The sequence below is a fragment of the Paraflavitalea pollutisoli genome (assembly GCF_029360705.1).
Taxonomy (GTDB): domain Bacteria; phylum Bacteroidota; class Bacteroidia; order Chitinophagales; family Chitinophagaceae; genus Paraflavitalea; species Paraflavitalea pollutisoli.
This window is the reverse complement of record NZ_JARKMX010000008.1, coordinates 3,525,203-3,548,998: the sequence shown is the minus strand read 5'-3', so window position 1 is coordinate 3,548,998 and position 23,796 is coordinate 3,525,203. Positions and strand designations below refer to the sequence as shown.

Below are 23,796 nucleotides of genomic sequence, written 5' to 3'. Positions count from 1 at the left end.
TGTATCTAACACTGGATACAGGCTTTTTTTATACCCGTGGATGCAAGTAGTCACAAAGACGCCTGGCGTTTCCCCGGGCTGTATGGCTTTTATGGGCGCACAGCTGACTGCCTACGCCACTGCTGCGGTGAAAGGCCAAATTTTCGGCTGAAAGCCTTACTGAAATGTTGTGGTGAAGCATATCCCAACGATACAGCGATCGCGGCGACTGCCTGATGGGTATGCAATAGTTGTGTACGTGCCAGCTCGAGCCGGGCTTCGGCGAGGTAACCAAATACCGTATTGCCATATACTTCTTTAAAGCCACGCTTTAGCTTGTATTCATTGATGCCCACGATACGGGCCAGCGCCGCAAGGCTGGGTGGATCATCGAGGTGGCTCATGATATGCTCCCTGGCCGCAACGATGGCGTCGATATCGGACGCGGATTGTAGGTATTGGTATACGATAGTTTCCTTGTCTGCGCAGGCGGCTGCCTGCAATACCAACAACTCGATCGACTTGGACAAGAGGAACAGGTGTTTCAACCCACCGGTATAGGGGCAATGGTTGATTTGTTGAATGATGCCGAGCATCGGTGTATCCACCGGCAGGTTGCTGCTGCTGAGCAAGGTGGATTGACCGCTGAGCACCCGGTCGCAGAAACGCTGCAACGGTTCATTGGCCTGGGCAGCCATCCGCAGAAAGCTGTCGCGGCTGAACTGCAGAAAGAACAGGGAAGAGCGCAGCCGATCGCTGCGTAAAAATCCTTCATTGCGATCATGCCCGTTGGCATAAAACAAATTGTGCTGCGCGCCCGTAAACAGGCGTGGCGCTTGTGCGCTGTGCGGCCCCATGAATACCGAGCCGCGTAAGTTCACCTGCAGGGTAATCAGGTCTACCTGGATATCGTATCGCCAGGGCAGGTCTACTGCCTTCCGGTACTTCCAATCGGAGTAGCCCATACGAATACCATCAAAATACCATTCCGTAGCGCGGCCCTCTACGTGGGGATGCTGAATACGTTGGCTTGTTTCGGTGAATCCCGACAAATGGCTTCCCTGTCCGAAGAACTGGTCGAGTTGTTGAAAATGGCTGGATGGTATGTCGGCTAGTTGGAATGACATCGTTCCTGCTTGTATAAGTGTTACTCCTTTAAATATAATCTATTTTGGAAGTAAGCGGCTATTCTTGCTGATGCGCGACAAAACGCTCATCAGCCATGAAAAGTTCCCGGTTGTTTAAATTTACCGGCATCGCCGGCATACTGCTTTATCTATTGGTATTGTTGGAAATACCACTGTATTTCTTTTACACCCCTACGCCGGCCGGCACTCCACCAGTGCCCATCATCCTGTACCGGATAGGGATCGATCTGTTGATTTGTCTGGGGGCGATCACCTTTTTCAGCGGCCTTAAAACCATTATCGACAGACATACACCCCAGCTTTTGGGGACAGGCACGCTGTTGTTTGCTGCTGCCCTTTGCTTTGCGATCGTGTCGCTGGTAGCAGACTCAATGCAGGCAGGTGCGGCCTGGGGGGCGGGCAGCCAACCGGTGAATCCCACCTTCGTGGGGCAGGGAGCCAATGGCGCCTTGTTGATCTATGGCCCCATCAACCGGCTGTTGACCACCATGATGCTCGTCACGGGTAGTGCGTGGTTGCTCCAGGCCCGGCTGTTGCCACGATGGATGGCCTGGCTGGGGTTTGTGTGTGCAGTATACAATGCCGCTTTTATTCCCACTTATTTTTTCATGACCACACCGCTTGATTTTTACAGCGTCAATGGCTGGAATATTCCCCTGGCAGCTGGTATGTTCTTTTTGTGGATATTGGTAGTCAGCATCGGGCTGGTCGTGCGCAGCAAACGGCAGGAGGGGTAGGCCCCCGATTAACCAATGGATTGCAATGAATCCGGTGGCGAAAGCTCGACATCCATCAGAAAAATGTAATTTGAGCCCGGAACCTGCCGCTTTTGCGGCTGTTACGATTCCACGCCAGTATGATGAGGAGACTATCGCTACTATTTGTAACGCTATTGCTTGCCTGCCTGCAATTGCAGGCCAATGATCTGCCTGTACGGTACCTGGGTATCGAGCAGGGCCTTTCCAATAATGCCATCCTTACCCTCTACCAGGATCACCAGGGCTTTATCTGGGTGGGCACTTACGACGGGCTCAACCGCTACGACGGGTACAATTTCCGCATCTTCCGCAACATCATCGGCGACAGCACGTCGCTATCCACCAACAACGTTTATTCACTAGAAGGCGATGACCAGCACCAGTTATGGGTAGGAGGGCAGCGGGGACTCAATATCTACAACCCTTTAACGGAGCAATTTGCTGCCGCCTGGTACCTCGACAAAGAACAAAACAAACGCGCCAAGATACAATCGGAGATCAGTTGCCTCACCAATATCGGTAAGGGTTCCATGTTGGCCGGATCACATTTCATGGGCCTGCTGCTCTTTGAAAACAACAGTCGTACTGCCATACAGGTACCCCTGCCTACTGCTTCCGGCAATACCTATAATTACCACGCTAACCGGATCGAATACGATGAAACGCATAAACGTATATGGGTGTTTGTGCAGGGCTACGGATTGTACGTGTACGATCCCTTGCGTAAATCATTGAAGCTGTCCAGCGATGGGTTGACGCAAGCGTATAGCCTGCGTGTCAATCGCGCCGGGCAGGTATGGATCGGTAATGGCAATGGCTTGTTTCTTTACGATCCTGCTACTCGTCAACTATCGAACAACAAGATGCCCGGCAATACCAATGTAGTAGCGCTTTACCTCGATCAGCTGGAGGTGTTGTGGATCGGTTCCGATGGAGGCGGTCTCTACCAACTGAAACCGCAGTCGCCCGAGGCGGCTCCTTATCCCACCATAGACGGCGCGCCGGTCATCAACAGCAACGTGGTGTACTCTATACTGGAAGACCGCGACGGCCGCATGTGGCTGGGTACCCTGCGCGGTGGCGTCAATGTCGTCGAGCCACAGGCCAAACCCTTCCACCACATCAGCTACCAGGCAACCGGGGGCAATCACCTCATCGATAATTTTATTCTCTCCTTTTGTGAAGATGAACGGCACAATGTATACATCGGTACCGATGGAGCCGGGCTTCGCTACTGGGATCGCCAACGCAATACCTTTACCAATTACCGGCGCAAACCGGGCGATCCCTCAGCCCTCAGCAGCAACTTCATTACCGGTATCATGAAAGACGACCTGGACGATATCTGGATCTCAACCTGGTTTGGTGCCGTCAACCGGCTGCGCAAGAACAGTAGCTCTTTTGAACATTACTCACTCTTCAATCCCAACACCAATACCTATGAAAACAACAGCTGGCTGGTGTACCAGGATCGACAAAAGGATATCTGGGCAGGCGCTACCAATGATGGCAGCCTCTACCGTTTCAACCGGGCAGCCAATCGCTTCGATCTCTTCGATGCCTCGATCGTAAACCTGCAATGTATGACCGAAGACAGGGCCGGCGACCTCTGGGGCGGCAACTATACTTCCGTTATCCATATCGATCGGTTGCACAAAGAGCACCGCGTATATCCGATCGGTTTTCCCGTGCGCACCATCCACGAAGACCGCAAAGGCAATTTCTGGGTAGGAACGCAAGGAGCCGGCTTGTTGCTACTCGATAAAACGACCGGACGATTCAAACAGTTTACCACTTCCGAAGGGTTGCCCAGCAATACCATTCTGCGCCTGCTGGAAGATGAAAAAGGTTATTGCTGGATCAGTACCTACAATGGCCTCGCCCGCTTCAACCCGGCTACGCAAACCTGCACCAACTTCTCGCAGACCGATGGCCTGCAAAGCAACCAGTTTAGTTTCAACGCCGCCCTTGCCCTGTCATCCGGGCATCTTCTCTTTGGTGGTATCAAAGGCTTCAACATCTTTCACCCCGATAGTATACCAGCGCAGAAACCTACCCCGACGGTGTTTCTCGACGGACTCAAGATCAACAACCAGCCGGTAGCCGAGCACGACGGCAGCATCACCGCCCGTGAACTGGAAACCATCCGGCACATCACGGTTCCTTATGATAAGGCAGCCCTGTTGCTCGACTTCCTCGCACTGGATTATTCGGATGCGGCCAAGATCAAATACGCCTACATGCTCAAGGGATGGGATAAATCCTGGAACCATGTGAGGGGTAGCCGCACGGCCAACTACTCGCGCTTGCAGGAAGGCAATTATGAGTTCCTGGTAAAAGCTTCCAACCCCGATGGCAGCTGGGGCGCAGAGACGAGTTTGTTGCAGGTAACCGTACTGCCCCCCTGGTACCGCAGTTGGTGGGCGTATGTACTGTATGGGTTGGCTTTCTTCAGTCTTATCTATGGGTATATCCGTTACGCCCGCAGGCAGGAGCGATTGCGTTATGAGATCAGGCTGGCCCACCTCGAACATGAAAAAGACAAAGAACTGGCAGAGCGTAAGCTTTCCTTCTTCACCAATATTTCGCACGAGTTCCGTACACCCCTGTCGCTGATCATCAACCCCCTTAAAGAGAAGTTGCAGCAGCACACCGATGTAGGGCTCACCGTTGCTTATCGCAATGCACGACGCCTGCTGAGCCTGGTAGACCAACTGTTGCTGTTCCGCAAGGCAGGCAGTGAAAAAGATGTATTGAAAATTGCGCACCTCAACATCGTGCAGCTCTGCGATGAAGTGTACCAGTGTTTTGTACAGCAGGCCCATGCACGCCATATCGATTATCGTTTCATTTCGAGTGAACAGGAGATCATGTTGTACGGCGACTATGAAAAAATAGAGATCGCCTTGTTCAACCTGCTGTCCAATGCGTTCAAGTTTACGCCCGACGGCGGAACGATCAGTTTCACCATCAAGCCTACGGCAAATACCGTCCAGCTGGCCATCAGCGACAGCGGTTGCGGTATTGCGGAAGCGGATCGGGAATCGATCTTCGAAAAGTTTCAGCAGGTCAACGGTGCCCGTACCCAGAAAACAGGGTTTGGCATCGGGCTCTACCTGGTAAAACATTTCATCACCAGCCACCAGGGTACGGTAGAAGTGGGCAGCGCCGGTGAGGCAGGAGCCGTGTTCACCATCACCCTGCTGAAAGGCAAAGTGCATTTGCCCGCCAACAGCATCCAGGCCGATGGGCAGGCAGATCATCAATTGCTGGAAGAACTGGCGGGCGAAACGGCGCAACCCGTAGCCCTGGCTACCCCTGTGCTGGCCGCCGGGAAGTCGGTAGATGAATTGGTGACCGAAAAGAAAACGGTGTTGGTGGTCGACGACAATGCGGAGATCCGCGACTACCTGCAACACATTTTCCGGGATAAATATTTTGTCTACGCGGCCGAAAATGGTATGAAGGGCCTGGAGCTGGCAGCCCAGCACCTGCCCGACCTGATCATCAGCGATATCAATATGGATGGGATCGACGGCCTGGAACTTTGCAGTAAAGTGAAGCAGTCCGAAACCCTGGGGCATATCCCCGTCATCCTGCTCACCGCCGCTTCGGCCGCCGAAACCCGGCTCAAAGGGATCGAGGGCGGAGCTGATGACTATATTACCAAACCGTTCGATAGCCAGTTGCTGCTGGCGCGGGTGGAGACCACCATCCGCAACCGGAACCAGCTGCAGCGGTACTTCCTCGACAATATTACCCTGGGTGAGTCGTCGGTGAAGGTGCCGGCCGAATACCGGGAATTCCTGGGCAGCTGTATCAAAGTGGTGGAGCAGAACCTGGATACGGAGGATTTCACCATCCAGAAGTTTTGCAAGGCTATGGGCCTGAGCCGGTCGACCTTATATTTAAAGGTGAAGCATATTTCCGGGCAGTCGCTCAATGCCTTTATCCGGTCGGTGCGGCTGAGGCGGGCCGCCGTGCTGATGATCCGGGAAAACCTGAACGTGAACCAGGCGGCCTTCCAGGTCGGCATCGGCGACGTGCGGTATTTCCGGGAACAGTTTGTGAAGTTGTTTGGGATGACGCCCTCGGAGTACATCAAGAAATACCGGCAGACCTTCAACAGCGATCACCACCTGATCCGTCCGGAAGACGGACAGTAAGGGCTGGTCAGGCCGTCCACTACCTGGTTGGCGCTCCCTCCATGGAGCCTTGCGGGTGTTGACCGGTTTCACATCGTGCTGGTCCCATTCATTGATTTCCAATACCCTAAATAGTTTACCACCCACGGGTTTTCATACAATTTACCCCCCACATTTTAACAGCTGGCCCACCGTAGCACCCTCCCTTCCTCCATTACCTTTATTATTCAGGCCGGATAGCCATGGCCCCCGTATGTGCTGTCCCATTGATTGCGGTAAACGACATTAAAAACTAAACATCGCTTGTATTATGAGACGATTCTTGCCAGAGGGTATACCCCTGAAGCTACTGCTCTGTAGTCTATGCTCTTTATTTAGTCTTTCCTTATGGGCCCAACAACCTGTCACGGGTACCGTTCGAGCGGCCGATGCGCCAGTTGCTGGTGTCACCGTTTCGGTAAAAGGTACACAAACAGTCGCCGTGACCGACGAACAGGGCAAGTTCTCCATCCAGGCCGCCGCCGGCGCTACCCTGGTTTTCACACACGTAAATTTTACTTCCAAAGAACAGACGGTTCCCGAATCGGGTAGTCTGACGGTATCGCTCGACCCGATCGACGCCAACCTGGGCGAGGTAGTAGTGGTGGGGTACAATACCCAAAAGAAAGCCACGCTGACCGGCTCCATCTCGGTGGTTAAGGGCGGCGACCTGGTGAAAAGCCCCCAGGCAAACCTTTCGAATTCGCTGGCAGGCCGTTTTTCCGGTATGGTGATCAACAACCGCAGCGGTGAGCCGGGTTATGATGGTTCTTCCTTCACCATCCGTGGTTTGGCCACCACCGGCAACAACGATGTACTCATCGTGGTAGACGGGGTGCCGGGGCAGATCGGTGGTCTGGAGCGCCTCAATCCCAACGACATCGAAAGCATCTCTGTACTGAAAGACGCCTCTGCTGCCATCTACGGTAGCCGGGCGGCCAACGGTGTTATCTTAATTACCACCAAACGCGGTAAATCGGGTAAACCCGTGATCAACGCCAGCTTCAACCAGGGTTTTGCTTCTCCCACGCGCCTGCCGAAAATGGCAGATGCCGCTACCTACGCCACCATCACCAACGAGATCGCCTATTACAACAACAGGGCGGGTGGTATGAACCAGCAGTATTCTGCGACCGACATCCAGAAATTTGCCGATGGCAGCGATCCGATCAACTATCCCAATACCGACTGGACCAAAGAAACCCTCCGGAGCTCGGCCCCGCAAACCCAGGCCAACGTATCCGTCACGGGCGGTTCGGAAAATGTGCGCTACTTCATTTCAGCAGGTATGCTGAACCAGGATGGCCTGTACCGCAATGGTATCACCAAATACAAGCAGTACAATTTCCGCTCTAATATCGATGCGAACATCACGAAGGATTTCAAAGTGAGCCTGTATCTCTCGGGCCGTGAAGAAGACCGTCAGTTCCCCACCGCTGGTGCCGGCGATATCTTCCGTTCCATCTATCGCGCTTATTCCACCATTCCTGCACGCTATCCCAACGGATTGCCCTCTTATGGTATTGAAGGCAACAATCCGGTCATGATGGCAACCGATGCCGGTGGTATCAACCGCAACCCCACGCAGGTATTCAATGGTATCCTCAAGGGCAGCTATAACATCTCCGCAGTGAAGGGATTGTCGATCGATGGATTTGCTGCCTTCGATAAGTCGTGGACATTTGGTAAGAATTTTTCCACTCCTTATATATTGTATTCGTACGATAAGACTACCGGTGCTTACAACAACCGTATCGTAGGTGGCAACAACAATGCTGCGCAGCTCAACGAGTCGCAGCAGAACATGAACCAGGCTACTTACAACATCAAGGTCAACTACCAGCGTGGCTGGGGCGATCACAACCTCAATGCGTTTGTAGGTTATGAGCAGAGCCAGGTAAAGCGGGAGAATTTCTCGGCTAACCGTATCAACTTCCTCAGTGTGCTGACGCCCGAACTGTCGCAGGGTGGCAGTGCCGCTACCGATCGCGACAACACCGGTAGCAGCTACAGCTTCACGCGCAAAAGTTATTTCGGTAAAGTGTCGTACGACTTCCAGGAAAAATACCTGGTCGATCTGCAAATGCGTATCGACGGTTCTTCTACCTTCCCTAAGGGCAACCAGTATGGTTATTTCCCCTCCGCATCGGTGGGTTGGAGAATCTCCAAAGAGTCGTTCTTCCAGAACGTGAACTTTGTACGTGACCTCAAGATCCGCGCTTCGTATGGTGCGCTGGGTAACGATAACGTAGGTCTGTTCCAATATTTCACCAACTACTCGTTGAAGAACCAGATGGTGGTACAAACCAGCAACGGTCCCGTGATCGTACCGGGCCTGGACCTTACCAAACTGGCCAACCTTAACATTCATTGGGAAGATGCACGTAAAGCGGATATCGCGATTGAGGGTGTGCTGTTCAATGACTTCAACTTCGAATTCGTTTACTTCAACCAGAAGCGTTCCAATATCCTCGCGGTGCGTAATGCTTCCATTCCCTTTGTATCTGGTATCGTGAATCCGTTTGGGGCCGATCCGCTGGTGCCTTCCGAGAACATCGGTAAGGTTAGCAACCAGGGTGTAGAAGCTACCGTGGGTTACAACAAGCGTCGGGGTGACTGGCAGTATGGCATTACCGCCAACTTCACGTATGCGAAGAGTACGATCGATTTTATCGACGAAGCACCCGGTGTGCTGGATTATCAGCGCCAGACCGGTCACCCGCTCAATACCTATTTATTATACAGGGCTACCGGTATTTTCCGTACACAGGATGAGATCGACAAGACGCCTCACCTCAGTGGTGCTCAACCAGGCGACCTGATCTATGAAGATTATAATGGCGACGGTAAGATCACGGCCGATGACCAGGTGCGTACCGAGTATGGCAATATCCCGCTGATTACGTATGGTACTGTACTGAATGTAGGTTTCAAGAACTTCGACCTGCAGGCGGTATTTGCCGGCCAGGCCAAGGTGAGCCAGTATGTATTGCCCGAGTCTGGTACAGTAGGTAATTTCTACAGCAGCTGGGCCGATAATCGCTGGAGCCCCACCAATACCAATGGATCTTATCCAAGAGTGGATACACGTGCCTCCTCTTCTGTGAACGGTGGTCTGTACAACAACACCTTCTGGCTCAACAATGCTGCTTTCTTCCGCCTGAAGAATGTGGAGTTGGGGTATAACCTGGCCGGGAAGGCCCTGAGTGCAGTACACCTGCAGGCGGTGCGTTTCTATGTCAATGCCTTCAACCTGTTTACCATCACGAAGGTGAAAGATTACGATCCGGAAGGTAACAGCGGCAGCGGTCAATTCTATCCGCAGCAAAGGATCATCAATGTGGGTGTAAACGTCCGGTTCTAACCTTAAAATGCGAACGATGCTTAACAAGAAATTATTCCATATAATCAGTGCAGCGGCCCTCAGTTCCCTGCTCTTCAGTTGCAAGAAAAACTTTCTCGAGATCAATCCGACCGATAAATTTTCCGAAGCGGCGGTGCTGGCAGACAGTACGGTGTTTGAAGCGTTTGTCGTGAACCGCTACATCGGTGCCCGACTACAGGACAAAGAAGGGGATGGTACCGATCCGGGTTTCGGACGTGGTATGGAGTACAGTATGTGGAGCTCCATCACGGATGAGTCGATCTACAACAACGACGACAATACCTGGACCATTCAGCGTGGTTTGCTGGCGCCCGAAAACGTGGGTATGGCCGGCACCATCTGGCCCCGCAGCTACCGCAGTATCCGCGAAGTGAACTTTGCACTCAATGGACTTACACAAATCAAGATGAGCGATGCGCGCAAGAATCGTCTCAAAGGCGAACTGCAATTTATCCGCGCCTTCCGCTACCTCGACCTGATCCGCAACTATGGCGGTGTGGTATTGATGGGTGACCAGGTGCTCGAGCTGGGTGATAACCTGCAGAACGATGCGCTCTTCCAGCGTGCTACGCTGAAGGCCAGCATCGACTATGCGGTAAGTCAATTTGATCAGGCGGCTGCTCTGCTGCCAACTGATAACGACGGCAACTGGCCGCTGGGTCGTGCTACCAAAGGAGCAGCCCTCGCCCTGAAAGCCCGTTTATTATTGTATGCCGCCAGCCCGCTCTATGCTACCGGTACCTGGGCTGATGCCGTAACTGCCAACCAGGCGGTGATCGCGATGAACAAATACAGTCTCTTCCAGGGTGGATATGATAAGCTGTTTCTCGATGCCACCGGCAACAACGAGATCATCTTTGCCCGTCTGTATACCAAGAATGCCAACCATACCCACCTGGAGATCGCCAATGGTCCCAATAGCTATGGTGGCTGGGGTGGTAACCTGCCCTTGCAAAACCTGGTCGACGACTATCGCATGATGGATGGATCGGCGATCACAGATGCAGGCACCAGCTACAACCCGGCACAGCCTTATGCCAACCGCGATCCCCGTTTCTATTTCACGATCCTGTACAATGGCGCCTCTTACCGCGGCAGCACCATCGACACCTATACACCCGGTGGTAAGGATAGTAAGGATGGTCCTGATAACTGGAACACTTCCAAAACAGGCTACTACCTGAAGAAGTTTATGAACGATGCGTATCCATTGCAAAACCCATGGGGTAATGCAGGCTTCCAGCCCTGGATCTATATCCGCTATGCGGAAGTATTGCTCAACTATGCGGAAGCAGCCAATGAAGTGGGTGGCCCAGATGTAGTCCCTTCCGGTGCTACTTTGACGCCCCGTCAGGCAGTGAACCTGGTACGTGCACGCTCCAGTGTAGGTATGCCTGCCATCCCTGTTGGCAGATCGCAAGCGCAAATGCGTGACCTGATCCGTTCCGAAAGAAGGGTAGAGCTGGCCTTCGAAGAACATCGCTTCTATGACGTACGTCGCTGGAAGATTGCCGATGTAACGGAGAACAAACCCGCCAACGGCATAACAATCACCAAAAATGGCACTACGTATACGTATGCGACAAAAGTGGCGCTGGATGGACGTAAGTTCCTGACACAGCACTACTGGTTGCCCATACCCCGTGCTGAAATTCAAGCCTCCAATTACAAGTTGAAACAAAACGATAATTATTAGTGGAAAGGCAGGGTGTCCCGGTGGAGAGCCCGGGCCCCTGCCACCATTAATGCCTATGATCCGCACCCATACAGGAATGATGCATTAAACCTTCATCATAAAAAAACGATTGTAATGAAACACTTATCCTGCTATGTGATCATCCTGCTGGCGCTCGTAGCCTGCAACAAAAACCTTTCGGACAAACAAGCTGACAACAACACCGTTACTCCTCCCGAAGAAGTGCAAACCCTGGCAACAGGTGGCTTCAAAGGAGTGAACTGGGCCGATCCCGACGACAATTTCGAAGACGGCTGGGTCGTCATCAGTGGTCTTTCTTCTTCCGACAACTACGCAACTACCAAGTCCAAAGCCAACAACATCCTAACGGCCTTCCAGGCAAGAGGGGCCAATACCATCCGCATCCCCATCAATCCACCTACTGTATTGGAATCCTGGTGGACCGCCTACTGCGGCGCTATCGATGCGGCCCTCGAAAAAAGTATGAACGTGATCCTTGCCTATTGGGAAGGCGCGAGTTCACGCAATGGTACGATCGACAACACCACCCAGTTCTGGAACATGTGGCAGGCCGTCGTTACCAAGTACGGCAGCAATAGCCGGGTATATCTTGAACCGTTCAATGAACCCCATGGCTACAGCGCTACCGATCTTAAAAACATTTACGCAACTTTCTTAAGTAATTATTCATCCGTACCCCATGGCCGCATCGTGCTCGATGGTTCGGGCTACGCGCAGGATGTGAACGTGGTGGGCTCCGATAGCCGGTTTACCAATTGCCTGCTTTCGTACCACAACTATACCTGGTTCGATAACAACCGCAATACTGTCGGTGACTGGGAATCGGCCGTGGAATCCATTGCCTATCCCGACCGCACCATCGTGACTGAATTTGGTATTCCGATGACCAACGGTAAGAACTACACGGGTGCCGCCGGTACAGACCGCGAAATCGCTTACTTTCAGGGGCTCACCAACCGCATCCGCAGCCGCGGTATGGGTTGTGTATACTGGCCCGGCCTGCGGAATGGCGATACCTATAGCCTGCTTACCCTGAGCGGCACGACCCTGACGACCAACAATGCCTCGGGACTTACCCGGTTGCAGTATGCCTGGAACAATACAACGCTTTCGCAGCCGTTGGGTAGTTTCAGCAGTGCAGCCTGGTACCGCATCGTGTGCCGCAACAGCAATAAAGCGCTCGATGTAAATGGTAGCTCCACCGCCAATGGAGGCGCCATCGTACAATGGGATTACTGGGGTGGCAACAACCAGCAATGGAAGATCACCAGCCTGGGCAACGGTTATTTCAGCATCATCAACCGCAACAGCAACAAGGGGCTGGATGTGAATGGTAGTTCCACCACAGGTGGAACCGCCATCGTGCAGTGGGATTATTGGGGCGGTAATAACCAGCAATGGCAGATCATCGATATGGGATTTGGTTATTTCGAGATCATCAACCGCAACAGTGGTTTGTCGCTGGACCTGAATGGTGCTTCCACCGCCAATGGTGGCACGGTGATCCAGTGGCCCTATAGCGGAGCACGCAATCAGCAGTGGCAGATCGTGCAACTATAGTCTATTTTAGCAACTGCCGGCCGTCAATAGCCGACGGCTGGCAGTTTTTCATAAACCCGGCATTACATGAAGAGAAATTCGCTTACAGCATTCGTATCCGCTTGCAGCCTGCTGTGTTGCAGTGCGGCTATCGCTCAGTCCGGTGGGTCCATGACGCTTACGCTCGATACCCGGAAAACCTATCAAACCATCGAGAACTTCAGTGCCTCCGATGCCTGGGCTGGCCAGTTTGTGGGTCAGTGGCCCGATGCCAAAAGAAATGCGATCGCCGACTGGTTGTTCAGTATGGACACCCTGGCCAATGGTCAACCCAAGGGCATTGGTCTTTCCATGTGGCGTTTCAACCTGGGAGGTGGCAGCACCCAACAGGGGGCGGCCAGCGGTATCCGTGACGAGTGGCGCCGCGCCGAGTCTTTCCTGGAGGAGAATGGCCAATACAATTTTGGGCGCCAGGCAGGCCAGCAATGGTTTCTCCAGGCGGCCAAAGCGAGAGGGGTGAAGGACTACCTGGCTTTCTACAACAGTCCGCCGGTGCAGTACACGCGCAATGGCAAAGCGTTCACCGCTCTAAAAGGGGTGACCAATATCGACAGTCAGCATTACGAGAAATTCGTCTTGTACACGGTGGAAGCCCTGAAAGGATTGCAGCAACAGACCGGTGTGCACTTCAATTATATCAGTCCGGTCAATGAGCCGCAGTGGGATTGGAGCGATGGCGGACAGGAAGGCTGTCCTTATACCAATGAACAAATCAGCGGACTAACGAAAGCCCTCGCTATGCAGTTGAAGTCTGCTAAGTTAAGCACGGAGGTCCTGATCGCTGAAGCGGGCCACCTCAAGTACCTGCTGAAGGATGATGACAGGCCGGGCAGAGGCAACCAGGTGGAAGCTTTTTTTCAAGTGACGAAACCCGCCACCTATGTGGGCAATATACCGCAGGTAGCCAAGGTGTTGGCGGGACATAGTTATTTCAGTACATCGCCGTATGCCGCCGGTGTGGCTTTGCGCCAGCAACTGGCTGCGAAAGTGGGGGAGGTTAAAGGCTTGCGTTTCTGGCAATCGGAGTATTGTATCCTCGGAGACAACGATGGTGAGATCAACGGCAACAAAAAAGATACGGGAATCCGTGCTGCCTTGTACGTGGCACGCACCATACATACCGACCTGGCCGTTGCCAATGCTACCGCCTGGCAGTGGTGGCTGGCGATATCTGCTTACGATTACAAAGACGGACTGGTGTATGTAGACAGGAATAAAACCGATGGCAACTATTCCGACAGCAAAATGATGTGGGCACTCGGCAATTACAGCCGTTTTGTAAGGCCGGGCATGCAAAGGATAGAAGCCACGCTGGCCGGTGCACCCGAACAGTGTTACGTATCCGCCTACCGCGATAGCAAGAGCGGCCACCTGGTAGCAGTGGTCGTCAACGGTAGTAAAGAAGCGAAGCAACTCAGCTTGCAGACTGCTGGTAGCCGTTCAAAAGCTATACAACAAATCACCACCTATACCACCAGTGCGGAACAGCACCTGGCAAAACAACAGGCGACTGGTGTGGTGACCATTCAACCAGAAAGTATCATGACCATCGTGGTGGGATCGAAATAGAACCAGTGATGGCGATTTCCCTGCCTGTTCAGTCACTGAGCTGGCAAGGGTGAAATTTTATTCATTTTAAAGAATTATAGTGTATGCGCAGATGGATTGTATTAGTGGTTGGTTTATTTTGTGTGCAACTATGGGCGTCGGCACAGGCAACCCATGATTTCAAATTGGGGGACGAGCATTTTCTGCTCGATGGTAAACCATTTCAGATGATATCGGGTGAGATCCATTATCCACGGGTGCCTAAGGAAGCCTGGCGTCATCGGATGAAGATGGCGAAGGCCATGGGGATCAATACGATTGGTACGTACGTATTCTGGAACCTGCATGAGCCCCAGCAGGGTGTATATGATTTTTCGGGCAACAACGATATTGGTGCCTTTGTGAAAATTGCCCAGGAGGAAGGGTTATGGGTGGTATTGCGCCCCAGTCCCTATGTATGTGCGGAATGGGAATTTGGCGGTTACCCCTACTGGCTACAAAATATTAAGGGATTACAGGTGCGCAGCCGCGAACCGCAGTACCTCGCTGCTTATAAAAGCTATATCAGCCAGGTGGGCAAGCAACTGGCGCCGTACCTGGTAACACATGGCGGTAATGTGTTGATGGTACAGTTTGAGAACGAATATGGTTCTTATGGTGGTGACAAGGAATACCTGGCTATCAACCAGCAACTATTTGTGGACGCAGGTTTTGATTGCCTGTTGTATACCTCCGATCCTGCCAAGGATGTCGTGCGTGGGCACCTGCCTGGCTTTCTGCCTACGGTAAACGGGCTCGACCGTCCCGAACAGGTGAAAGACCTGGTGCGGAAATACCATAATGGCAAAGGCCCGTTTATGGTGGCCGAGTGGTATCCTGCCTGGTTCGATTGGTGGGGAGTGGTGCACCATAAAGTGCCTGCAGAAGACTATGCCGGTAAGCTCGACAACCTGTTGGCAGAAGGCCTGTCGGTGAATATGTATATGTTTCATGGTGGTACCACGCGTGGCTATATGAATGGTGCCAATTGTTACGACACCGGTTTTTATGAACCGCAAACCAGTAGTTATGATTATGATGCACCGCTCGATGAAGCGGGCAACGCTACGCATAAATTCATGTTGTTTCGCAGCATGATCCAGAAGAACCTGCCTGCCGGGCAAACCTTGCCGGCCGTGCCTGCCGCCAAGCCGGCGATTACGCTACCTGCATTGACGTTTACTACGTCTGCCGATATCTTTTCAGTGTTGCCGGCGCCAGTGAAGGCAGCTACGCCACTTACTTTCGAAAAACTGAAACAGGCTTACGGCTATGTGCTGTACCGTACGCAACAGCCCGGTGGCCGTAAGGGTATGCTCAGTATCAAAGAGCTGCGTGACTATGGACTGGTGTTCATCAATGGCAAGCGGGTAGGGGTATTGGACAGGCGCCTGAAACAGGATAGCCTGGAGGTGGATCTGCCTGCCGGAACGGTAACCATCGATATCCTGGTGGAGAATATGGGCCGCATCAATTTTGGGCCCAACCTGCTGAAGAATGAAAAGGGGATTACGGAAGGCGTGCGTTTCAATGGACAGGAACTGCGTAACTGGCAAATGTATTCGCTGCCTTTTGATCGCATCGATCAAGTCAAACTGAAGAAAGGGGTTAAGGTAAAGGGAGCGCCGGTTGTGAAGAAAGCCGTGTTTGACCTGGCTACACCGGGTGATACCTATCTCGACATGCGCAACTGGGGTAAGGGCAGTGTGTGGATCAATGACCATCATCTTGGCCGCTACTGGTCGATCGGTCCACAGCAAACCGTATATGTGCCGGTGGAGTGGTTGAAGCAGGGAAAGAATGAACTGGTGGTACTGGAGTTGTTGACCCCTGAACAGCCATCGCTGCCCAGCCTTGACAAACCGATCTTGGATGTACTCACGAAGGGCAATAGTGGACAATAGACCGCAAACGTCGCAGCGGAGTGTCCATCAGTGCTGATTTAAAAAGATGCAGGCAGGTAGCGAAAGCAGCCTGCCTGTTTTTTTATGGTAGTTATTTCAATAATTCGGCGGCCTTTTGCTGGATCACATTGCTGATCATGCCTTTGAAAAACGACAAGGCGAATGGCAGATCGGCGTTGATGGCGACCTTATCGGGGCTTACGTCTATATTACCAGCCAGGTCGAATCCTTTGGCAGAAAAACTGAAATCGCCTTTCTGTCCCTGCCAGTTTTCCGATACACCGGAAATAATGTCTTTCTGTTCTTCCTTCAAATTGGTCAACAGACCTTTAATGCGCTTGAGCGCTTCTTCCTGTGATAATTGATGCGGGATATCTATTGTGAGTTTTGACATAGTATCATTTTTTGTGGGTTACTCTTCAATGGGCGGCAAATATATCATTCCCCGCCGAACGGGAAAAGCACTTCAATTACCAGGCCAGTGGGCCGGGGGCCGGGGGAAGTATCAGGTGGTTGTCTGAACGATGTTCGCGTCTTAAATCTCGATCTTGTATTTCTTACCGGGCGCCATTTCCCAATCCATCTTGCGTTTTACGAGCCATAACTCTTTGATGTCTTTCATGGGCAACAGGAATTGCTTATAGAATTCGTTGTCGCTGATGGCTACGTAGTTGTCGTCATTCTTGAATGCCAGGCGCTTGAGGATGATGTCCTGTTCCAATACAATGATGTAGGCATAGAACTCGGCGATCTGCCGCCAGGCATCCTGTTCTATGCGCTCACAGATGAGGTGGTAGCCTTCTTTGAAAACGGGCTCCATGCTGTCGCCTTTCACTTCAAATACGCGGTACTGCTCACCCCGGTAGGGGAAACCGGGCAACACGAATTGTTGCAGTTGGTGCAGGTACAGCTGGCTACCGACCGATTTGGCATATCCTGCCTGCGCAGCAATGGGTACGTAAATGATGCCGTCATGGCTGGTGTCTTCTTCTGTTTTCAGCTTGCGGCGTTGGGCCAAGTGGTTGACCGTGCCGTCGAAGAGGGATTCGAACGCCTCCGATGGTTTCTGAATTGGTTCATATATTAGTTCATATAGGCTGACGTTAAGCACCTGTTCCAACTGCCTGACGATTTCTTTTTTGAACTTGGGAAACTCTCCGGCTTCCATTTTCTGGTATTGGCGTAGGGAGTAGGTTTGGCCCAGGCTGGTCGCCAACTGCTCGGCCACATCCGTTTGCGTCATGCCCTTGGCTTCGCGCGCTTCGGTAATACGGGCGACAGCCTGTTGCAGGTTATCTGTATTGGTGCGGGGGATCAAACGGGCTGCCCGTAAGTGTTCCAGTTGCATTACTTCTTCCAGCGTGATGCCGAAAAACTGCTCGATGCGGGCTACATCTTCTTCCCGTGGGTTCAGGTCTTTTTGTTCCCATTTACGCAGCCGCTCGGCATCGATGCCAATGAGGTCGGCGAGTTTCTGGGCAGAGAGGTTGATGCTGTCGCGCAATCTTTTTATTTCCTTACCAAATGCCATGATAATCAGTTAAGGGGGAATTGTGGAAAACAAAGTTCCCAAAATACTTGCAATAGTTCCAAATAGTTCCTATTATTGTGTCTTGATCGTTCCAAACAAATATACGTATCTGAACGAAATTAAACATACCCTAACCGTAAACCTATCTCTGAAACCATGTCACTAAACCTGTATGTCCATGAAAAAAGATCTGGTACCCTTTACAAAACCGTGGCCGGCTTGCCCGACTACCAAAATCCTGACCTATGCTGGTAGTCTTTACGTTGTTTGCCGGCATCATCCTGGGCTTGCTCATCAGTAACCTTATCGACCGGTTTTACCGGTTGAGATCCTGAAGCGAGTTGTTGCCGCCGTAAAGGTGGCACTGCGGGGGATGTTGCGGAAGAAAACTGAAATGGTGATGCGATGACCTGCGTTAGTGGTTTTTCACAGGTCGATCGCCTCCCCGCACAGTGTCGACGCGCTGTGCGGAGAGTAGTAAGCCGTTTTTAGTAGTTTGTTAGTGTTTGAGTTCGCAGTCTGAAGGAACTGCACCTTGTCCTATGACGATTGACCCTTTCCAGGGTCGAAGGCCGCGCGAGCGGCCTTTTTTGTGTTTTGTGTGGCTGTGGCAACGGGCTGTCGGGGTTATTTGTGGGGCAAGCTGATATCGCTCCTCAATGTATTATTTTTGCGCCCGTGCAATGCATCGATCATTGCCATCACCCTAAAGCAGCTACTTTACTACTATTATATGATCACCATTTCCGGACAGTCTTATGTGCTCGACCATGCCTTGTTTGTTTTTGCGCTCGATTCTGAGGCGGGCGATGCTTTTCATGAAGTCAACAAACTGGTTACCGGCATTGGTAAGGTCAGTGCTGCTATTGCTCTTACGCGAGCTATTCACCAGCAGCGCCCGTCGTTGATCATCAACCTGGGTTCTGCCGGCAGCAATCATTTCAAGAAAGGAGAGGTCGTCTGTTGTACGCGGTTTATTCAGCGTGATATGGATGTACGGGGACTGGGTTTTGAATTGTACGAAACACCCTTGTCGGGTATTCCGGTGGTGCTGGAATACGGATTGACAATGGATGACTGTGTACAGGGAACCGTCGGCACAGGCGACAGCTTCGAGATGAACCATGCCGTTACGGCCTATAACCTGGTAGATATGGAAGCTTATCCGCTGGCGCTGATAGCTAAGCAGGAAAACATTCCGTTCCTCTGCCTGAAATACATCTCGGACGGAGCAGACGGTGAGGCGGCCGATGACTGGACGCTACATGTGCACCGGGCTGCGAGTAGCTTCCACAGTATGTTGTTCATCGATAAAGCAGCTGATCGCTCATAGACTACGTTGCTGATTGTAATAATTTAATAATAGCTTAAAGTGGCCGCAGGCTTCGTTCCCGGCCAGCCAAATATTTTCGTTGATCAATCAGTTTTCTTATGATACGACTGGCAATTTTTGATATGGCGGGTACTACCGTAAACGAGGATAATCTCGTGTACAAAGCGGTGCGTACGGCCATCAATGAGCAAGGATTCGATTTTACCCTGGAGCAAGTGCTTGCCGAAGGCGCCGGTAAGGAAAAGCTGCAAGCCATCAAAAGTGTGTTGGCGATGAAAGGTATTCAGGACGATGTATTGGCTGGCGATATATTCAATCGTTTCCGTGTGCTGCTGGAAGAAGCCTATCGTACAAAACCGATCTCCGGGCAGCCCTACGCCCTTGAATTGTTTCATGCCCTTCGTGACCGCGGCGTACAGGTGGTGATGAACACCGGTTATGATCGCAAGACGGCCGAGTCACTGGTCGAAAAGATCGGTTGGGTGAAAGGTGTCGATTTCGATGGACTGGTTACTGCCTCCGATGTGACTACCGGCAGGCCGGGTCCTGATATGATCCTGCTGGCGATGCAACAGCAAGGTATTACCGATGCGCAGCAAGTGCTGAAAGTGGGAGATTCCATCATCGATATCGAGGAAGGCCGCAATGCGGGTTGCCGGTTCAGTATCGGCATCACTACCGGTGCCCATACCTTTGATCAGTTGGTTACTGCAGATCCTGACTTTATTATGCGTAACCTCCAGGAGTTGTTACCCATCGTAGAGGCTGCGAATGTAAAGGGGTAGCCCGCGGGTTTCCGGACAACCACCTCATAAATTTTTACTACCATCATAGAAAAGGCCGCCACGATACGATCGTGGCGGCCTTTGTATTGGAAGTGATCAGTAAGTTACAGTTTTACAAACTTCGTCTTCAACCTGGTTTTCCTTCCGATCAATACCTCTACCTGGTACAGACCTGGTTTCAGGGAGGTGATGTTCAGTACCTGCTGATGCAGCGACTGCGCTTTCTGGAAGGCTACTTTGAGTACTAGCTTGCCACTCATATCGTACACGTTCAGGTTGGCAGCGCCCTGCACATTGCTGGACGCTTGTACGTTGACCTGGCTCTGTGCAGGATTGGGGAAGATCACCAGTTTATCGTCTACCGGAGTGATCAGGTCCTCAGTAATACTGCTGTTCACGCTACGTGTATCGGTCAGCAGGGTGTTGCCCGCTGCCTGTACAGTTACCTGAATAGTATCGTAGGAAGGAACCCACTCGGTGTTGTACACCAACAGCCGGAATTGATAGATACCTGCGGCCAAACCGGTCACTGTTGTTTTCAGTGCATTCGAGGTGGTAATGGTTCCTGCAGCAGGACCACTCAGCTTCGTCCAGCCAATGCCTCTCAGCGGACCTCTCGGATCAGTAGTGGCAGATCCATCCAGTGAAACGGTATTGGTGGGTAGCTTAATCGTTTGGTCGGGACCGGCTTTCGCGATACGACGGTAATCGTTGACTGGTGGTGGGGTGGTAGTGGTCGCCGCTTTCACGGTGATCTGTACCGTATCCATCGAAGGCACCCACTGTGTATTGTATACCAGAAGGCGGAAGGCATATACCCCTTCTTTCAGTCCGGTAATTGTCGTCGTCAATGCTTTGGCATTGGTGATGGTGCTGGTGGCAGGACCGCTGATCTGTTTCCAATCCACACCGAGCAGGGCGCCATTGGGATCGATGGATTGTGTACCATTCAGCGTTACGCTACTGTTGGGTAATTGAATGGTTTGGTCGGGTCCTGCTTTGGCTATATCGCGTGGGCTGGTAGGTGGCTTGGGTTCAGTGCCGGCTTTTACCGTGATCACCACGGTATCCATAGAAGGAACCCACTGTGAATTATACACCAGCAAACGATAAGCATGCACCCCTTCTGTAAGACCGGTTACCGTGGTAGTCAACGCCTTTGGATCAGTGATGGTACCGCTGCTGGGGCCGCTGATCTTTTTCCAGTCGATGCCCAGCAGTTTGCCGGTAGGGTCAATGGATTGCGATCCGTTGAGCGTTACGCTGCTGGTGGGCAATTGAATGGTTTGGTCGGGGCCTGCTTTCGCAACATCCCGTGGTGTTACGGGGCCTTGTACCGCTGGTTTTACGGTAATGATGACCTCGTCAGAGGAAGGTACCGATTCGGAGTTCATCACGGTGAGGCGGAATTCGTAGGTGCCTGCGCTCAGGCCGGTAACGGTGGTCGTAAGGGCGCCGCTGCTGGTGATGTTGCCACCTGCCGGGCCGCTGACTTTCGTCCAGGAGATACCGGTAAGTGGTCCGGTAGGATCGATGGATTGTGATCCGTTCAGTGTCACGCTGTTGGTGGGCAACTGAATGGTTTGGTCGGCTCCTGCTTTCGCTACGTCGCGGGGAGCTGATGGTTTGGGTGCCGCTTTCACGGTCACGACCATGGTATCAGAGGAAGGCACCGACTGTGAATTCAGCACAGTGAGGCGGAACTGGTAGGAGCCTTCTGTGAGTCCGGTTACGGTGGTGGTAAGTGCTTTACTGTTTGTAATAGTGCCGCTGGCCGGGCCGCTGAGCTTTGTCCAGCCGATGCCGGTCAGTGCGCCAGCCGGATCTACCGAAGCAGAACCATTGAGCGTTACGCTGTTGGTAGGCAACTGAATGGTTTGGTCGGGACCTGCTTTTGCGATCTGCGTGTTGGCAGGTGGATTGCCGGGGTTGCCGCCATTGCCATTATCAGGATTGTTGGGATTGCCCGTGGCTTTCAGTACTGTGACGATCTTCGTAGCCGATTGAGGTACCCAGAGACTGTTCCAGGTCGTAAGCTGGAATACATAGTTGCCGGCTACCAGGCCGGTGGCTGTGGTGACCGAAACGCCGGTGTTGGTGACGGTGCCGGCGGCGGGGCCGCTGAGTTTGATCCAGCGCCAGCCGTAGATGCTGCCTCCATAAGGATCGTAGGAAGCGGTACCATCGAGGGTCAGCGAGTTGGTAGGCAACGTGATGGTTACATTGGGACCGGGGTTGACGCCGGTTGAACCACGTCCGTCGGCCGTCAACACCTTCACGTTGATATCGTCGCCGGCAGTAACGTTTTTGTCGTCTACGGCAATCAGCCTGAAGCTGTAATCGCCCACCAGCAATCCTACTACCTGGGTAGTGGCATTGTTAGGGTTCTCGATGCGCGCACCCTGCGGGCCTTTGGTCTGGATCCAGGTATAACTGATGATGCGGCCGTCCGGATCGGTGGCCGATCCGCGCAGTGCTACCTGGGTAACAGGCTGTTGTACAACGATGTCGTCGCCTGCATCTACGACCGGTGGTTTATTGCCGGCGGGGGGCGGACCTGCCGATACGGTTACTTTCACGGTGTCCATATCCCAGTCGCAGCGTTCATCGGCTACTTTCAGTTCATATAGGTAAGTGCCTGCCACTGTAAGTCCTGTCACCAGGGTCGTACCACCGGTGGTCGATACAGGTGTCTGGATGGTGCCGGCGGCAGGGCCGCTGATCTTGCGCCACACGTAACGTACAAGTTTACCATCGGGGTCCGATGATCTCGAGCTATTTAGAGTGACCGTGGCAGCAGTGGGGCTGGTAATAATATCATCACCGGCAACGGCCGTAGGTCTTTTGTTGACGGGTAATTTCTTATTCTGGGCCAGGAACCATTCGTAAATATTGGGATCCTGCTTGTTGTGGGTAACGTCGTATACCTCGCCCCAGATAATATGACCGCCAGTCGGGTAGATGGTCATGTAAGGCACCACTGCTGGGTTGAGTTTGTTGATATTGGCGATGCCGTTGGTGGTGGCATTGGGGCCTACGGTGTAGTCGTTTTGCGCGTGGAAAGCCCAGATGGGGAGATTGGCTTTGGTGATATTGGAGAAATCGATGTACCAGGGGCCTACGGCGCAGCACAGTACGACGCCGGCCAGCTTCTGGGAGTTGGCGAGCGAGCCGCCGATATATTGCCAAACGGCACCACCACCGAGACTCATGCCGGTGAGGAAGATGCGGTCTTCATCGATGCTCAGGTTTTTCTTGGCATAATTGATCATCTCGTCGATGTGCCAGTTTCCCCATCCACCGTAGTTGAAAGTCAGCTGGGGCGACAAAACCACGAAGCTCTCGGTTTTTCCATTCCAGGTAAAGGTCATATCGTACCCGGCATTGATGGCGGCCGGTATGCCTATACCCAGTACATTCTTCAGTTCGGTGGTACCATTGCCTCGTTCGCCCACCCCGTGCAGGGAAATAATGAGGGGGTACTTGGTACTCGTGTTGTAGTTTTTCGGTGTGTACTGGTAAAAGCCGAGGTTGTCGCCATTGGCGGCACGCAAGCTTTTGGGCACTTGCTGGGCAGATACGGTTAAGGTAATGAACAAGCCCAGGAAGAGTAAAAGATTTTTCATAGTAATTCAGCGCACTTTGGTGATGAAATAAAAAGTCGTCCGTCATGTCCTTGCAGTGATAGCACTACATGGTCATTTCAAATGCGAAGCATTTGCGTTTTTGCCATTTCAATTTGGTAGACAGAAGGTAAATAGCGTCCGCTTAGCTGATCATTGCTTTGCATCACCAGGTGGGTGGGCCAGGGATCTGCATCGCCTTAACATGTGGACGTGCCGAGTTTTGACAGGGGGCGGATCGAATCGCTTCACAGGCGCAATTA

General features: G+C 52.4%; 13 protein-coding genes. 9 read left to right on the top strand and 4 right to left on the bottom strand.

Annotation, left to right across the window (positions count from 1 at the left end):
• Positions 1–89: 89 nt before the first annotated feature.
• Positions 90–1,106: a helix-turn-helix domain-containing protein gene (locus P2W70_RS27895; RefSeq protein WP_276484853.1), complete on the bottom strand. Its 1,017-nt coding sequence runs from the start codon at positions 1,104–1,106 to the stop codon at positions 90–92.
• A gap of 95 nt (positions 1,107–1,201) precedes the next feature.
• Between P2W70_RS27895 and P2W70_RS27890 the strand changes: the two genes are divergently transcribed.
• The 7 genes from P2W70_RS27890 to P2W70_RS27860 all read left to right on the top strand — a co-directional run bounded on the left by P2W70_RS27890 (position 1,202) and on the right by P2W70_RS27860 (position 16,261).
• A complete protein-coding gene (locus tag P2W70_RS27890; protein ID WP_276484852.1) occupies positions 1,202–1,864 on the top strand; it encodes a hypothetical protein in 663 nt (220 codons plus the stop codon).
• A 119-nt stretch (positions 1,865–1,983) separates the two neighbouring features.
• On the top strand, positions 1,984–6,051 hold the full coding sequence (locus P2W70_RS27885; RefSeq protein ID WP_276484851.1) for a hybrid sensor histidine kinase/response regulator transcription factor: 4,068 nt from the start codon (positions 1,984–1,986) through the stop codon (positions 6,049–6,051).
• Between the two features lie 289 nt (positions 6,052–6,340).
• A complete protein-coding gene (locus P2W70_RS27880; RefSeq protein ID WP_276484850.1) occupies positions 6,341–9,433 on the top strand; it encodes a SusC/RagA family TonB-linked outer membrane protein in 3,093 nt (1,030 codons plus the stop codon).
• A 16-nt stretch (positions 9,434–9,449) separates the two neighbouring features.
• A complete protein-coding gene (locus P2W70_RS27875; protein ID WP_276484849.1) occupies positions 9,450–11,150 on the top strand; it encodes a RagB/SusD family nutrient uptake outer membrane protein in 1,701 nt (566 codons plus the stop codon).
• 114 nt (positions 11,151–11,264) lie between these two features.
• Positions 11,265–12,731 (top strand): RICIN domain-containing protein, encoded by a 1,467-nt coding sequence (locus P2W70_RS27870; protein ID WP_276484848.1) that lies wholly within the window; start codon positions 11,265–11,267, stop codon positions 12,729–12,731.
• 66 nt (positions 12,732–12,797) lie between these two features.
• Positions 12,798–14,339 carry a glycoside hydrolase gene (locus P2W70_RS27865; protein WP_276484847.1) on the top strand — a complete coding sequence of 514 codons (1,542 nt, stop codon included), beginning with the start codon at positions 12,798–12,800 and terminating at the stop codon, positions 14,337–14,339.
• Between the two features lie 83 nt (positions 14,340–14,422).
• Complete coding sequence (locus P2W70_RS27860; RefSeq protein ID WP_276484846.1) at positions 14,423–16,261, top strand: glycoside hydrolase family 35 protein; 1,839 nt, start codon at positions 14,423–14,425, stop codon at positions 16,259–16,261.
• A gap of 91 nt (positions 16,262–16,352) precedes the next feature.
• Here P2W70_RS27860 and P2W70_RS27855 read toward each other — a convergent pair whose 3' ends face one another.
• Positions 16,353–16,655, bottom strand: coding sequence for a polyhydroxyalkanoic acid system family protein (locus tag P2W70_RS27855; RefSeq protein WP_276484845.1), 303 nt, complete (start codon positions 16,653–16,655; stop codon positions 16,353–16,355).
• 141 nt (positions 16,656–16,796) lie between these two features.
• Complete coding sequence (locus P2W70_RS27850) at positions 16,797–17,792, bottom strand: helix-turn-helix domain-containing protein (RefSeq protein ID WP_276484844.1); 996 nt, start codon at positions 17,790–17,792, stop codon at positions 16,797–16,799.
• Positions 17,793–18,525: 733 nt separating this feature from the next.
• On the opposite strand from P2W70_RS27850, the gene P2W70_RS27845 reads away from it, so the two are divergent.
• Positions 18,526–19,125: a 5'-methylthioadenosine/S-adenosylhomocysteine nucleosidase family protein gene (locus P2W70_RS27845; RefSeq protein ID WP_276484843.1), complete on the top strand. Its 600-nt coding sequence runs from the start codon at positions 18,526–18,528 to the stop codon at positions 19,123–19,125.
• A gap of 98 nt (positions 19,126–19,223) precedes the next feature.
• Positions 19,224–19,910: a phosphonatase-like hydrolase gene (locus P2W70_RS27840; protein ID WP_276484842.1), complete on the top strand. Its 687-nt coding sequence runs from the start codon at positions 19,224–19,226 to the stop codon at positions 19,908–19,910.
• A 104-nt stretch (positions 19,911–20,014) separates the two neighbouring features.
• On the opposite strand, the gene P2W70_RS27835 is transcribed toward P2W70_RS27840, so the two are convergent.
• Positions 20,015–23,536, bottom strand: coding sequence for a PKD domain-containing protein (locus P2W70_RS27835; RefSeq protein ID WP_276484841.1), 3,522 nt, complete (start codon positions 23,534–23,536; stop codon positions 20,015–20,017).
• Positions 23,537–23,796: the final 260 nt, after the last annotated feature.